Origin of the sequence: Tessaracoccus sp. (genome assembly GCF_016714275.1) — a bacterium.
Taxonomy (GTDB): domain Bacteria; phylum Actinomycetota; class Actinomycetes; order Propionibacteriales; family Propionibacteriaceae; genus Arachnia.
This window is the reverse complement of record NZ_JADJNP010000001.1, coordinates 586,193-600,063: the sequence shown is the minus strand read 5'-3', so window position 1 is coordinate 600,063 and position 13,871 is coordinate 586,193. Positions and strand designations below refer to the sequence as shown.

10 protein-coding genes and 1 pseudogene are annotated in these 13,871 nt (G+C 68.5%); 7 read left to right on the top strand and 4 right to left on the bottom strand.

Going from position 1 to position 13,871, the window contains the following annotated elements; translation table 11 throughout:
* The first annotated feature begins 93 nt into the window (after positions 1-93).
* The 5 genes and pseudogenes from IPJ61_RS02820 to IPJ61_RS22495 all read left to right on the top strand — a co-directional run bounded on the left by IPJ61_RS02820 (position 94) and on the right by IPJ61_RS22495 (position 5,453).
* Positions 94-1,503 (top strand): rhamnulokinase, encoded by a 1,410-nt coding sequence (locus tag IPJ61_RS02820; protein ID WP_297102783.1) that lies wholly within the window; start codon positions 94-96, stop codon positions 1,501-1,503.
* Positions 1,504-1,510: 7 nt separating this feature from the next.
* Positions 1,511-2,494: a LacI family DNA-binding transcriptional regulator gene (locus IPJ61_RS02815; protein ID WP_297102781.1), complete on the top strand. Its 984-nt coding sequence runs from the start codon at positions 1,511-1,513 to the stop codon at positions 2,492-2,494.
* 79 nt (positions 2,495-2,573) lie between these two features.
* Complete coding sequence (locus IPJ61_RS02810) at positions 2,574-3,011, top strand: RbsD/FucU family protein (protein WP_297102779.1); 438 nt, start codon at positions 2,574-2,576, stop codon at positions 3,009-3,011.
* Positions 3,012-3,073: 62 nt separating this feature from the next.
* Positions 3,074-4,531, top strand: a pseudogene (locus IPJ61_RS22120) (TIM-barrel domain-containing protein); the annotation flags it as partial.
* 55 nt (positions 4,532-4,586) lie between these two features.
* Positions 4,587-5,453 carry a glycoside hydrolase family 31 protein gene (locus IPJ61_RS22495; protein WP_459251246.1) on the top strand — a complete coding sequence of 289 codons (867 nt, stop codon included), beginning with the start codon at positions 4,587-4,589 and terminating at the stop codon, positions 5,451-5,453.
* Between the two features lie 235 nt (positions 5,454-5,688).
* Here the strand turns inward: IPJ61_RS22495 and IPJ61_RS02790 are convergent, their stop codons facing one another.
* The 4 genes from IPJ61_RS02790 to mmsA form a co-directional block, all read right to left on the bottom strand.
* Positions 5,689-7,599, bottom strand: coding sequence for a hypothetical protein (locus tag IPJ61_RS02790; RefSeq protein WP_297102773.1), 1,911 nt, complete (start codon positions 7,597-7,599; stop codon positions 5,689-5,691).
* A gap of 103 nt (positions 7,600-7,702) precedes the next feature.
* On the bottom strand, positions 7,703-8,809 hold the full coding sequence (locus IPJ61_RS02785; RefSeq protein WP_297102771.1) for a substrate-binding domain-containing protein: 1,107 nt from the start codon (positions 8,807-8,809) through the stop codon (positions 7,703-7,705).
* A gap of 78 nt (positions 8,810-8,887) precedes the next feature.
* On the bottom strand, positions 8,888-10,111 hold the full coding sequence (locus IPJ61_RS02780) for a sugar ABC transporter permease (RefSeq protein WP_297102769.1): 1,224 nt from the start codon (positions 10,109-10,111) through the stop codon (positions 8,888-8,890).
* A gap of 19 nt (positions 10,112-10,130) precedes the next feature.
* On the bottom strand, positions 10,131-11,684 hold the full coding sequence (mmsA, locus tag IPJ61_RS02775; protein WP_297102766.1) for a multiple monosaccharide ABC transporter ATP-binding protein: 1,554 nt from the start codon (positions 11,682-11,684) through the stop codon (positions 10,131-10,133).
* Positions 11,685-11,899: 215 nt separating this feature from the next.
* Here mmsA and IPJ61_RS02770 point away from each other — a divergent pair, with 215 nt between their 5' ends.
* Together IPJ61_RS02770 and IPJ61_RS02765 are read left to right on the top strand one after the other, a co-directional pair.
* Positions 11,900-13,024, top strand: a complete 1,125-nt coding sequence (locus IPJ61_RS02770; RefSeq protein WP_297102764.1) for an ROK family transcriptional regulator — start codon at positions 11,900-11,902, stop codon at positions 13,022-13,024.
* Positions 13,024-13,803, top strand: a complete 780-nt coding sequence (locus IPJ61_RS02765; RefSeq protein WP_297102762.1) for an ATP-binding cassette domain-containing protein — start codon at positions 13,024-13,026, stop codon at positions 13,801-13,803. Before IPJ61_RS02770 ends, IPJ61_RS02765 begins: the two co-directional genes overlap by 1 nt.
* Positions 13,804-13,871: the final 68 nt, after the last annotated feature.

Below are 13,871 nucleotides of genomic sequence, written 5' to 3'. Positions count from 1 at the left end.
CGTGGCCAGCTGTGCGTAGTGCACACGGCTGCGGCTGTGCGCAGATTTGTGTACGCCGACCGGCCCGGAAGACCTGATTTCCAAGGAGCAAGAGTGTCTGTTACCGCCCTGGCAGTAGATCTCGGATCGTCTTCCGGCCGCATCGTCGCCGGCACCTTTGCCGACGGTCGCGTCGTGGAGACCGAGGTGCGCCGCTTCCCACACCAGGCGCGGATGGTCGACGGGTACCTCGCCTGGGACCTGGACCTCATCTGGTCCGAGGTCACGGCGGGGCTCCGCGACGCCGTCGCCCGTTTCCCCGACGCCGTCTCCGTGTCCGTCGACACCTGGGGCGTCGACCATGTGCTCCTCGACGCCGACGGCAACCGCGTCGCCCCAGGCCGCGCCTATCGTGACCTCCGCACGGCGCGCACGCACGACGCGTTCCGTGCCCGGCTGGGCGACGACGCCGCCTGGGCCGCGACGGGTATCGCCCCGGCCACCATCAACACGGCGAACCAGCTTTTCGCGCTTCTCTCCGAGGAGCCCGACCTCGCCGCCGCGACGGCGCAGGTTCTCATGCTCCCGGACTATTTCACCTTCCTGCTTTCGGGTGTCCGTGGCTGGTCGCGGTCCCATACGTCGTCGTCTGGCCTGTGCCGGCCGGGTGCCCGGGAGTTCTCCGACGAGGTGCTGGGCGCTCTCGGGATTCCCCGGTCGTGGTTCGGCGAGGTCACTCCCGAGCACAACGTCGTCGGCCCCTGCATCGTGGAGGGCCTCGATCAGCTGACGGTCGTGCGCGCCGGCGCCCACGACACCGCCTGCGCCGTCCACGCCCTGCAGCGCGACGACAGCCGGGAGTCCTATTTCCTGAGCTGCGGCTCCTGGTCCGTGCTCGGCGTGCTGCGCGACGAGCCGCTGCTGAGCGAGGCGGCTCACCGGATGGGCCTCACGAACGAGGCCCGCGGCGATGCAGGTCTGCGCCCGCTGTTCAACATCACCGGGCTGTGGATCCTGCAGGAGTGCCAGCGCGACTGGGAGTCGGCAGGCAACGTGCACGATATCGTCGAGCTCATCCGCCTGGCCGAGGCCGCGCCGTCGCTGGGTGTGCTGATCGATCCGGACGAGCCGCAGTTCGCCGAGACCGGCGGCATGGTCGCTCGGGTCACCGCCGCGTTGGCGACCCAGGGTGTCGACGCCGCCTCCCTCAGCGAGGGCGACATCGTCCGCGTCGTGCTCGAGTCGTTCGCGGCCCGGTATGCCCGCGGCGTCGCCGACCTCGCGGCCCTCACCGGCAGCGCGCCGACCCAGCTGAACCTCGTCGGCGGCGGCTCCCGCAACGCGCTGCTCTGTCAGCTGACGGCCGACGCGCTCGGCGTCCCCGTCATCGCGGGACCGGTCGAGGCGTCGGCGCTGGGGTCGATCCTCGCGCAGCTGGAGATCATGGGTCATCTCGATGAGCAGGATCGGGGCGACGTCATTGCCGCCACCGCCCGCACCGTTCTCTACGGACCGGGGGAGTGAGCACCGCGTGAACGCCGCTCGGCGGGCGAACCTCCGCGACATCGCGGAGGCGTCCGGCGTCTCCATCCAGACCGTTTCGCGCGTCGTGCGTGGGCTCGACGTCGTCGCAGAGCCCACCCGCTCCCGCGTCATGGAGGCCGTCGCGCGCCTGGGCTACCGGCCCAACCTCGCCGCCCGTTCGCTGTCGGCCCACCGCACCGGGCAGGTGCACGTGATCGTCACGACGCCGCTGTATCACGGACACGCCACGACCTTCGTGTCCATCTGTCAGGAGCTGGACAAGCTCCAGTTCCACGCCATCACCACGGTGCCGCCCGTCGGTTCGGTGCGTGACCTCGACCCCGACGGCCTCGTCCCTGTCAGCGCCGACGGCGCCATCGTGATCGGCGGCCGGATGGTGCCCGCGCCGTGGGTGAAGGGCCTCGCCGCGCGCGTCCCCATGGTGATGGTTGGGCGCCTGCACGAGCTGCCCGAATCGGTACCCGGCGTCGCCGTCGACCACCGTGCCGGCGCCGTGGAGGCGGTGCGGCACCTCGTTGCGCGGGGGGCGCGACGGATAGCGCACGTCGCAGGGCCCCTGCACTGGGTCGACGCGCACCTGCGCCTGGCCGGCTATCGGGAGGTCTGCGCGGAGGCGGGGATCGAGCCGCTCGTCCTGGAGGCAGACTCCTGGGACGCGCGCGCCGCGCTGTCCCTCGCGAAGGACCTTCCCGCCGACGTCGACGCCGTCTTCGCCTCCAACGACCAGCTGGCGCTCGGCTGCATGACAGCCCTCCAGCAGCGCGGCCTGCGCGTTCCCGAGGACGTCAAGGTCGTCGGCTTCGACGACATCTCCGGCGCCGACGCATTCCTCCCGGCGCTCACCACCGTACGACAGGACTTCACGCGGGTCGGCGAGCTCGCCGTCGCGTCGCTGAGCCAGATCCTGGCGGGGGAGCCCGCCAGGCTCTCAACTCTCACCCCCAGCCTTGTCGTGAGGGCCTCGACATGAGCCCCCGACGGGACGGTCACCTCCCCCGATCGGGTAGTCGACTGTCCCCGAACCGCAGAGAACAAAGAAAGGAACCCGCATGCTCCACGGACCCATGCTCCACCCCGAACTGATCGGTGCGCTCGGCCGCGCCGGCCACAGCAGCAAGATCCTGATCGGCGACGGGAACTACCCGGCGATGAACGGCGTGAATCCCGCCGCCGAGCGGATTTACCTGAACCTGGCCCCCGGCCTTTTGACGGTGAGCCAGATCCTCGCCGTGATCAAGGAGACCATCCCGATCGAGGAGGTCTCGCTCATGGTCCCGGCCGACGACGCCGTCGGCATCGAGCGCCCGGACAGCATCCCGGCGCACGACGAGTACCGCGCCACCATGGAGGGCACACCGTTCGCTGAGATCAAGCGCTGGGACTTCTACGAGGTGGCGAAGTCGAGCGACGTGACGGTCTTCATCCAGTCGGCCGACCAGCGCCTGTACGCGAACGTGCTCCTCACGGTGGGCGTTCGCACGAACTGACCTCGCGTGCCGGTAGCTTGTGTCGCTGACTCCCTGCCACCGACCAAGAGACCGAGGCCGTCGTGACCAGCTACGACAACTACGTCCGCTACACCCAACTCGGTTCCGTGGCGGCGACGCCCACCGGCATCGTCGGTGACCTGCACGGTGAGCGGTTCCGAGTCGACGTCCTGCGCGCCGACATCGTGCGGTTCAAGGTCAGCCGGGGCGGTGTGTTCGACGAGGCGCCGACGCACGCCGTCTCGGCAGACCTCACCGATGTGCGCGCCGCGTTTGCCGTCGAGGAGTCCGACGGCGAGCTGCGCGTCGTGACCGAGGCGCTGACCGTTCACGTCGGCCTCGACCCGTTCCGCGTCGGCGTGCGGCGCGCGGACGGCAGCGCGGTGCTCGAAACAGCGCCGCTGCACGACGGCGGGTTCGCCGCCTACGCCACGTTGAACGACGCGTTCACGTTCGCGCGCCGTCGGACCCCCACCGACTCGTTCTTCGGGCTGGGGGAGAAGACCGGCAGCGGAAACCGGAGCGGCCGCGACTTCACGCTCTGGAACACCGACGTCCTCAACCCGACGGCGTCAGGCGAGTTCACCGCGGGGCGCGCGGCCGACGACCCCCGCGCACGCAACACCAGCGCAGAGTTCGACCCGTACTACATGTCGATCCCGTTCTTCTATCACCGCGACGGCGTCACCGGTGCCATGAGCGGGTCGTTCGTCGACAATGGCTACCGCGCCACGTATGACTTCGCGCCCGGCCACCAGTACCGCGTGCACTTCGCCGGCGGCCAGTACACCGAGTACGTCTTCGCGGGGCCGACGATGAGCGACATCCTCGAGGCGTACACCTGGCTCACCGGACGGATGGAGCTGCCCCCGCTGTGGGCGCTGGGCTATCACCAGTGCCGCTGGCATCGCTACACGCAGGAGGACTTCGAGGTGTTGGCGGACCGCCTGCGGGCCGACGAGGTGCCCTGCGACGGCCTCTGGCTCGACATCGAGTACATGGATGGCTACCGCGTCTTCACCTGGAACCGCGAGGTCTTCCCGGACCCGGAGGGGATGATCGCCCGGCTCACGGAGAGGGGATATCGCCTGACCAGCATCATCGATCCCGGCGTGAAGGCGGAGCCCGGCTACTGGGTCTTCGACCAGGCGAGGGAGCGCGACGTGCTGTGCCGCACCGAGGGCGGCGACACCTACATCGGCCAGGTCTGGCCGGGGAACACCGCGTTCCCCGACTTCGCCACCGAGGAGGCTCGCGCCTGGTGGGGCGAGCTCAACGCGGCGCATGTCGCGTCGGGCATGGCGGGCATTTGGAACGACATGAACGAGCCGGCCACCGGCGACATCTCGCCGTTGTCGATGCGGTTCGACAAGGGCCGCGCCTCGCACGAGCGGTACCACAACCAGTACGCCTTGCTGATGGCGATGGGCACCGTGCAGGGGTTGCTCAAGGCGCGTCCCGACGAGCGCACCTTCGTGCTCTCGCGCGCGGGTTCGCCGGGCATCCAGCGCTACGCCGCGAACTGGATGGGCGACAATATCTCGAACTGGGAGCACCTCGGCCTCAGTCTCCCGAATGGCCGCCGGCGTGGGCGTGTCCGGCCAAGCGTTCGTCGGTGCCGACATCGGCGGTTTCGGCGAGTCGACCACCTCCGAGCTGTTCGCCCGCTGGATGCAGTACGGCGCGCTGACGCCGTTCTGCCGCAACCACTCCGTGATCTTCCAGCGCGATCAGTACCCCTGGTCGTTCGGTCCCGCGGTGCTCGACATCGCCCGGAGCGCCGTCGAGCTGCGCTACCGCCTGCTGCCCTACATCTACACCGCCTTCGTCGAGGCTGCGGAGACCGGAGCCCCGGTCCAGCGGCCGCCGGTATTCGAGGACCAGTACGACGGCGTGGTCGTCGACATCGACGACGAGTACCTGTTCGGCCCGAACCTGCTCGTCGCGCCTGTCCTGGAGGAGGGCGCCGTCGCGCGCTCGGTCTACCTGCCGCGTGGCCACTGGTACGATTGGCACACCGACGACGTTCTGGACGGCTACCGCTTCGTCTCCGCCGACGCCCCGCTCTACCGCATCCCCCTCTACGCCCGCGCCGGCGCCGTGATCCCGATGTGGCCGTCGGCGCCGCTCACCACCGCCGGTTATCGCCCGGAGGAGATCGAGCTGCACGTCTTCCCTCCGGTCGTCGACGGCAAGTACACCTCGGAGCTTCAGGAGGACGACGGCCACTCGCGCGCGGCCACGACCGGCGCACGGCTGCGCACCCGCCTCGTCGTGACCAGGGCAGGCGAGGACGTGACGCTCCGCGCGGAGACGACAGGCGACGGCTTCGAGGGCTTCGCCCGCCAGCGCTTCACGGTGGTCGTCCACGGCGAGAACACTCGCGTGCTGACGGTGGACGACGCCGGCGCAGGCTTCGAGCTGGACCTGTCGACCTCCTGAGAAGGTTCTTTGGTCGGTGAGTCGTTGGCGACCCGCGTGCGTGGCCATGCGGGTAAGCAGCGACCGGTTGCAACCGGGTCTGGATCGCCGAGGACGTGATCGATGCGTTCGCCGATCGCGTGGGTCGCCGAGGCTGAATCGGTCGGGTACCCGCGGTCGTAGAGGTCAGATCCGTCAACGGCCTGTGTCTACTAAGAGTTGGTGATTCCACCAGAGGTGGTGGAATCACCAACTCTTAAGACGGACTATGCCTTGTGCTTGCAGCTCGGACGCGGTGGCGGAGGGCGAAGACCAGCGCCCAATCCTGGTCGTTGGCGAACGGGTCGTCGCTCGCTGCGGGCTCGCCGTTGACCGTGCGCGGGAAGACGTGGGCGCAGGTCGCGCGACCGTCGTCGTGGATCAGGGAGAGCACGGCGCGCAGCGACGCCTCCGCGCGAGCCACGTAGGTTTCGTCGCCGGTGGCGGCTGCGAACAGCGCGAAGGCGTTGCCGCTCAGCCCGCTCCAGTAGTGCGGGAACGTGTCGCCGTAGAGCCGGCGCTTGCCGAACCAGAACCCGTCCCAGTGCCGGATGGCCACCTCGTGCAGGCGATAGTCGGGCTGGATGCCCTGGAACTGCTCGAGGGCGGGCAGTTGCGCGCGGGCCGCTGCCAGGAGGTCCGGATCCGCGCTGAGGAGGTGGGCCTGGAGCAGAATGTCGACGGCGGGGGCGACGATCGACTGCTCGTAGCGCACCTCGTGCGGCGGGTAGGCCGAACCGGTGGCGGCGATCCGGCGGGCATGGTCGAGGAAGAGGGCCTCTGCTTTGTCGCGGTCCGCGGCTCGCCCGGCCCGGGAGAGGGCCCCGCAGAGGTCGAGGATGGGGAGCTCGATCGGGTAGAACCGCGCGCCGCCGTCGTCGTAGAACCGCAGGATCACGCGCAGGGCCGTATCGAGGTCGGCGTCGACCCCGGTCAGCCGGTGGAGCGCGAGGAAGAACGTGGCGGCCCAGGGGCTGTTGTAGAGGCGGCGGACGCTGCCGTCGCGACCGGCGTCGTCGAACACCTCGCCGGTATCGGTGTCGACGAACTCGCGGCGGACGAATCCAGCGAAGCGGGCGAGACTCGCGGTCAGCTCTGTGACGATGTCGTCGCCGGGCGTCGCAACGGCGCCGCCCTGGATCGCGGCCAGGTACCCGGCCAGGAGGACGCCCATGCCGATGCGCTCGCGCCCGGCGTTGTAGTCGCCGAGGTGGTTGTAGTAGACGCGATCGGTCTCGTTGTCGTAGATCAGGTAGGCGCCGTCCAGCGTGGGCAGCGGGCCCGTGTACTGCTGCCGTCGGGCGATGAAGAGGACCCGGTTCAGGAGCAGCTCCACCAGCGTGGCCTTGACCAGGATCCTGGTCCGGACGGTCTGTTCGTCGGCCGTGACCGTGATGGTGTGCGCGCCGAGGGCGGGAGCGGGGAGCTCGTACCGGAACGAGCCGTCGGGCTGGCGCTGCAGCGGCGTGCCGTCGGCGGTGACCCTGCGCGCAGCGAACGACGGCCGCACCACGAGCGCCGCTGACTCGCCCGCGAAGAGCACATGCCGGTCCCAGGCGGCGGAGACGAAGCGGGTGTGGGTTCCGGCCTGGGCGAGGAAGTCTTCCGGTCCCGCGCACGGGAAGATCGCCCAGGCGATCGTCGTCGCCTCGCCGGGCGCGAGGACAAGGAAAGAGGGGTGCAGGATGAGGCAGCCGCGGTCGTTGCTCGAGAGGCTCAGGTCGCGCTCGATCGAGTAGGAGTCCAGCGACCCCTCGGTGAGGACGAGGCCCAGATGCGGGGCCGCGCCGCCCATCCGACGCGCGAACACGTAGCTGGAGGTGCCGCCGCAGAACACATGGGCGTGACAACGGAGCTTCTGCTGGTCGACGGTCAGGTCGTAGCGGTCCTCGAGAGGCAGGGTGATACCGAGGTCGCCCTCGGACGAGAAGTACGGCTTCGTGCCCTCGTTCCTGATGGTCACCGTTGTGCGCACGACATCGCCCTCGCGAGTGTTCTCGGAGGTCGTGACCAGGCCCGAGGTGACCGAGGCGCCGCTGCGCGGGTCGGCCATTCTGACCTCGGCGTAGGGGAAGTCCGGCCGAAGCCAGTTCATGGAGTGTTCGTCGCCGGAGAAGACGAGCTGCATCGTGATGTCGATTCTGCGGCCGGGATGCGCGGGTCAGTCGAAGGGGCCGAAAGCGCCAGATGGGGGTGTCCGGCGAACCGGACACCCCCACTTTTGCTTTTTGTCAGCCCTCGAGCAGTGCGAGGCGCTCAGGATCGTTGGCGAAGACTTCCTTGATGTTGGCCTTCGTCACGACCACCGGGTCGAGCTGGAAGATCGGCACGTCGATCTGGCCATTGTTGGCCGTGTCGTCGCCGGCGGGAAGGGCCTCGCCCTTCTGCGCGGTCTGGATCAGCTCGATCGTCTTGGTCACCAGCTTGTCGGTGGGCTTTGCGACGGTCGAGTACTGCTTGCCTTCCCAGATCCACTTCACCGACTCGTTCTCGGCGTCGAGGCCGGTCACGACGGGCTGGTCCTGGCCGGCCTGCTGGGCAGAGGTCAGGATGGCTCGGGCGATGCCGTCGTTGGGCGAAAGCACACCGTCGATCTTCTTGTCAGCGTAGAAGCCCGACAGCAGCGAGTCCATGCGGGACTGAGCCTTGGCGTTGTCCCAGTCGGGGGTCGCGGCCTGGGTGAACTCCTTCTGGCCGGACTGGATCACGAGCGTGCCGTCGTCGATCTTCGGCTGCAGGACCTTCATGGCGCCCTCGAAGAACAGCGGGGCGTTCGGGTCGGCGGGGCCGCCGGCGAACAGCTCGATGTTGTACGGGCCGTCACCCTTCAGTTCCTTGAGGCCGTCGAGGAGCGACTGGCCCTGCAGCTCACCGGTGCGGACCGAACCGAACTGCACCACGCCGTCGATGGCCTTGGTGTTCTCGATCAGGCGGTCGTAGCCGAGGATGAGGATGCCGGCGTCCTTGGCGTTCTGGAGGACCGGGCCGAGCTGCTTGCCGTCGACGGGGCCGACGACGATCGCCTTTGCGCCGTTCTGGATCATCGACTCGATCTGCTGCTGCTGCTGCGGGACCTTGTTGTCGGCTGCCTGGACCAGGGGCTTGAAGCCGGCCTTGCTCAGCTGATCCTTGAACATGACCTCGGCCTCCTTCCAGTTCTGGGTGCCGAGCCAGGGGAGCGCGACGCCGATGGTCGCGTCCGCGGCGAAGCCAGCCGCGGGAGCGCCGCTTCCGGTGCCGCCGGGCTGGGGGGCGGGCTCGGTGCCGCGGCCGCCACCGCAGGCCGACAGGCTGAGCGCCGCGACGATCGCCGCGACGGCTGCTGTCTTGAACTTCATGGGGTTTCCTTTCCTATGCGCCTGCCGGACGGTCCTGCAGACGGCGGGCCCGTGGCCCGAGGTGGTCGTTGGGATGGGTTACTGGGAGACGGTCACGGCGGGCTTCGCCGCGGCCGGCTTGCGCTTGAATATCGATGAGCCGCCCTGCTTCTTGTTGGCGACGTCGATCGCGACGGCGGCCAGCAGCACGAGGCCCTTGATGACCTGGGTCTGATCGGCGCCGACGCCCATCAGGATCAGGCCGGAGTTGAGGACGGCCATGACAAGGCCGCCGATCATGGAGCCGACGACGGTGCCGATGCCGCCGGACACGGCCGCGCCGCCGATGAACACCGAGGCGATCGCGTCGAGTTCCCACATCGTGCCGTCGTTGGGGCCTGCGGCGCCCGTTCGGCCGATGAAGAGGATGCCGGCCAGCGCGGCGAGGAACGACATGTTCGCCATCACCAGGAAGTAGACCTTGCTGACGTTGACGCCGGACAGCGCCGCGGCCTGCCGGTTGCCGCCGACGGCGTAGATGTGACGGCCGAAGCGGGTGCGCTGGGTGATCACGGTGTAGATGATGACCAGCGCGACGAGGATCAGGCCGGGAACCGGGAACGAGGTTCCGGGGCGGCCGCTGCCGAACAGCCAGGTCACGTAGCCGATGACCACGAGGAACAGGATCACGCGGGTCAGCGTGACCCACATCGGCAGCTCGTGGCCGCGACCGATGATCGCCTTGCGGCGGCGGATCTCACTCCACACGAACCAGGCACCGCCGACGATGCCGAGCAGCAGCGTCGAGTTGTTCAGGCCGAGGTCCGGGCCCCATTCGGGCAGGTAGCCGGCGCCGAAGAACGCGAACTCGCTGGGCGCGGGGACGGAGATCGACTTCGACACCCAGATCGTGAGGCCGCGGAAGACCATCATGCCGGCCAGCGTCGTGATGAAGCCGGGAATGCCCATCTTCGCCAGCCAGAAGCCGTGCCAGGCACCGATCAGCGTGCCGACGAGCATGCCGAGCAGCAGGCCGACCCACCACGGAAGGCCCCACTGGCTGGTCGAGATGGCAACGGTCATGCCGACGAAGGCGGCCACGGAGCCCACCGAGAGGTCGATGTGCCCGATGACGATCACCATCACCATGCCGATGGCCAGCACGAGCACGTATGCGTTGCCGGCAAGCAGCGCCTGGGCGTTCGACGGCGTGAGCATCTTGCCGTCGGAGAGCACGTTGAAGATGATGGCCAGCAGCACGAGCGCCAGCACCATGGTGTATTGCTGGAGATTTCCTCCGAACACCTGCTTCAGATACTTCATGAAAGTCCTTGTCCCGTCGTCAGGAGAGCGATGCCGGGTCCGCCGGCGCGGTGGAGGTGGTTGTCATGCGCCGCATCAGGCTTTCCTGATCGGCGTCCGCGGCGGCGAGCTCGCCCGTGATCTCGCCCTCGCGGATGGTGTAGATGCGGTCGCTGATGCCGAGCAGCTCCGGCAGCTCGGAGGAGATGACGATGACGGCCTTGCCCTCGTCGGCCATCGCATGGATGAGCTTGTAGATCTCGTACTTGGCGCCGACGTCGATGCCACGGGTGGGCTCGTCGAGGATCAAGACCTCGGGGGTCGTGAACATCCACTTGGCGAGCACGACCTTCTGCTGGTTGCCGCCGGACAGCGTGGCCACGCCGGCGTCGACGCTGGACGTCTTGATCCGCAGGTCCTTGCGGTACTGCTCGGCTATCTCGCTCTCCTCGTCCATCTGCAGGAGGCCGTTCTTGACGATCTTCCGCAGGTTGGCGGAGACGATCGTCGTCTTGATGTCGTCCAGCAGGTTCAGGCCGAGCACCTTGCGGTCCTCCGTGACGTAGGCGAGGCCCGCCTGGATGGCCTGTTCGACCGTCTTGGGGGCGACCTCTTTGCCGTCGATGAACATGTGACCCGAGCGCCAGATGCCGAAGCTGCGGCCGAAGATCGAGCGCGCCAGTTCGGTGCGGCCGGCGCCCATCAGCCCCGCGAACCCGACCACTTCGCCGCGGCGGACGTGGAACGAGGCGTTCTTGGTGATGAATCGGCCCGGGATCGTTGCGCTCTCGACGTTCCAGTCCCTGACCTCGAGCAGCACCTCGCCGATGTGCGGTGTGTGCTCCGGGTAGCGGTTCTCGAGCGAGCGACCGACCATCGCCTTGATGATGCGGTCCTCGTCAACTTCGCCGGCGACGACGTCGTAGGTGTCGACGGTCTTGCCGTCGCGGATGACGGTGACGGCGTCGGAGACGGCCGCGATCTCGTTGAGCTTGTGCGAGATCATGATGCAGGTGATGCCGCGGGCCTTCAGGCCGAGCATCAGCTGGAGCAGGTTCGCCGAGTCGTCCTCGTTGAGGGCCGCGGTGGGCTCGTCGAGGATGAGCAGCTTCACGTTCTTTGACAGCGCCTTCGCGATCTCGACCAGCTGCTGCTGGCCGACGCCGAGGGTCTTGACGGGCGTGTCCGGGTCAACCTCGAGGCCGACGCGCGCGAGCAGGTCCATGGCCTGCAGGCGGGCCGCATCCCAGTCGATCAGGGCACCCTTCATCACCTCGGAGCCCAGGAAGATGTTCTCCGTGACGGAGAGCTCCGGGATCAGCGCCAACTCCTGGTGGATGATGACGATGCCCTTCTCCTCCGAGTCCTTGATCTTGGAGAACTGGGCCTCCTGCGCCTCGAAGATGATTTTTCCTCCGTAGCTGCCGTGTACCCAGACGCCGGACAGCACCTTCATCAGGGTCGACTTCCCGGCCCCGTTCTCGCCACAGATGGCGTGGATGTCACCCTTGCGGACGCGCATGGTGACATCATCGAGCGCCCTGACTCCAGGGAACTCCTTGACGATGTGAGACATCTCCAGCAGGACGTGCATATACCCCGTGTCTCCTTCGACTCTGGACCGCTCGTCACCGAGCGGTCGTTGGCATCAACTGCTGAAGGCAACCGTAGGAATCGAGCGGCTTGGCGTCAACTAGTAAACTCAAAAGTTACCAAATCGAGACCTAAGGCCTCGTGTGCCGTCGTTAGGCGGGGTGTTGAGTTCTCGTAGTGAACCCAAGGCTCAGGCGGCGATGGTAGCGTGAAGGGGTGGTAGAAGCCCCTGCGGCGCGGGGCTCGCAGTCCTCGCTGCGGGAAGCCAACAGCGCCAGCATCGTCGAGGCCGTGCGGATCTATGGGCAGATCACGCAGGTCGAGCTTGCTGCGGCAACTGGGCTCTCTCCGGCCACGGTCTCGAACCTCGTCAAGAGCCTGCAGTCGGCCGGCATCGTGGAGACGTCGGCGACCGTGCGGTCCGGCCGCCGCGCCCAGGCCGTGTCGCTCGCCCGCTCCTCGGACCTCGGCGTGGGCGTGCACATCGGGCACCGCACGGTGGAGGTGCTCCTCGCCGACGCCTCGTGGAGCGTCACCGCCACGCAGCGCCTTCCCCTCCCGGCCGATCATCGCTTCGACACCACGCTCGACCGAGTGGCCCTCCTGGTTGCGGAACTGACGGAGCGCGTTGGCGCCACGCCCAGTGACATCGGCACCGTCGGCCTCGCGATCCCCGGCTCCGCGCTCGCCGGGTGGGAGCAGGTCGACGTCGCCGACATCCTCTCGCGACGGCTGCAGCGCCCGATCTCCCTGGTGTCCGAGACGGATGCCGTCGGGATCGCCGAGACCCGCTTCGGCGCGCTGCGGGGCGTCGGATCGGCGATGGTCATCCGCGCCTCTCACACCACGGAAGCCAGCGTCCTGTTGCACGGCCGCCCCCTCCCCGCAGGCGGGGGCTTCGGGCACGTGCGGGTTGATCCGACCGGCCTGATCTGCTGGTGCGGAGCCCGCGGCTGCCTCAACACGGTGGTCTCCCTCGACGCGCTGACCGACTTGTTGCGCGTCTCGCACGGTCCGCTCAGCCTGCGCGCCCTGGTGCAGCGGGCCAAGGACGGCGACGCGGGCTGTCGCCAGGCCGTCGCGCACGCGGCCGACGTCATCGGCGCGGCCGCGGCAGACGCCGCCATGCTGTTCGCACCCGAGCGCATCTGCTTCACCGGTGAACTGGTCAGCACCGGCGACGTCTTCCTTGGCCCCGTGAGGGCGGCTTTCCGCGCCAGGCCACTGCTGGCCGACGTCGGCTCCCTCGCCGTGGTGGCCGACTGTGCCGACGCCGAGGCCCGCGGGGCGCTCGCCCTGGCGACCGATGACGCTGGCCCGGGGGCGGAAGGAGCCTTCTGATGGATACCCCTACGGGATCGCCGCACGCGCACAACCCCGCCGCGCTGCTGAGCGTGCACGGCGTCAGCAAGCACTTCGGTGGGGTGCAGGCCCTCGTCGACGTCGACCTCACCGTGCATGCCGGGGAGGTCGTCGCGCTCGTCGGAGACAACGCGGCGGGAAAGTCGACGCTGGCTCGGATGATCTCCGGCATCTACCAGCCCGACGGCGGCGTCATCGCGATCGACGGGACGCCCGTCCAGATCCCGAGCGCGCAGGCGGCCTTCGCACTCGGTATCGCCACCGTCTTCCAGGAGTTCGCCCTGGTCGAGGAGCTCGACATCACCGCCAACATCTTCCTGGGGCGGGAGTTGGAGGTCGGCGGCCTCCTCGACCAGCCGCGGATGGACGAGCTCGCCCGGCGCTACCTCGGGCGGCTGAACACCCGCATCCCGGACCTGCGCGTGAAGCTGAGGAGCCTCTCCGCCGGCCAGCGGCAGTGCGTCGCCATTGCGCGCACCCTTGTGGCCGAGCCCCGGCTCGTCGTCCTGGACGAACCGACGGCGTCGCTGTCGGTCGCTCAGACCGCGGAGGTGCTGAGTTACATCGAGGACCTGCGCGACCGCGGCCTCGGCGTCATCTTCATCAGCCACAACCTCACCGACGTGCGCGCCGTCGCCGACCGCGTCGAGGTGCTGCGCCACGGCCGCAACAACGGCACGTTCGGCGCGGCGACGGCGACCTTCGACGAGATCATCGCTGCCATCACCGGTGCCAGGATGCTGCCGCGGCTGGTCTAGGGAAGCACTGATCAATCGGGCACCGGCTGCGGCGCACCAGATCGGGCGATCTGAACTCTCGATATCTT

Excerpts from the sequence above, each read along its gene's own strand:
- IPJ61_RS02810 (WP_297102779.1), top strand. The coding sequence starts at position 2,574 with ATGCTCCACGGACCCATGCTCCACCCCGAACTGATCGGTGCGCTCGGC.
- IPJ61_RS22495 (WP_459251246.1), top strand. The coding sequence starts at position 4,587 with ATGGCCGCCGGCGTGGGCGTGTCCGGCCAAGCGTTCGTCGGTGCCGAC.
- IPJ61_RS02790 (WP_297102773.1), bottom strand. The coding sequence starts at position 7,599 with ATGCAGCTCGTCTTCTCCGGCGACGAACACTCCATGAACTGGCTTCGG.
- IPJ61_RS02785 (WP_297102771.1), bottom strand. The coding sequence starts at position 8,809 with ATGAAGTTCAAGACAGCAGCCGTCGCGGCGATCGTCGCGGCGCTCAGC.
- IPJ61_RS02780 (WP_297102769.1), bottom strand. The coding sequence starts at position 10,111 with ATGAAGTATCTGAAGCAGGTGTTCGGAGGAAATCTCCAGCAATACACC.
- mmsA (WP_297102766.1), bottom strand. The coding sequence starts at position 11,684 with ATGCACGTCCTGCTGGAGATGTCTCACATCGTCAAGGAGTTCCCTGGA.
- IPJ61_RS02765 (WP_297102762.1), top strand. The coding sequence starts at position 13,024 with ATGGATACCCCTACGGGATCGCCGCACGCGCACAACCCCGCCGCGCTG.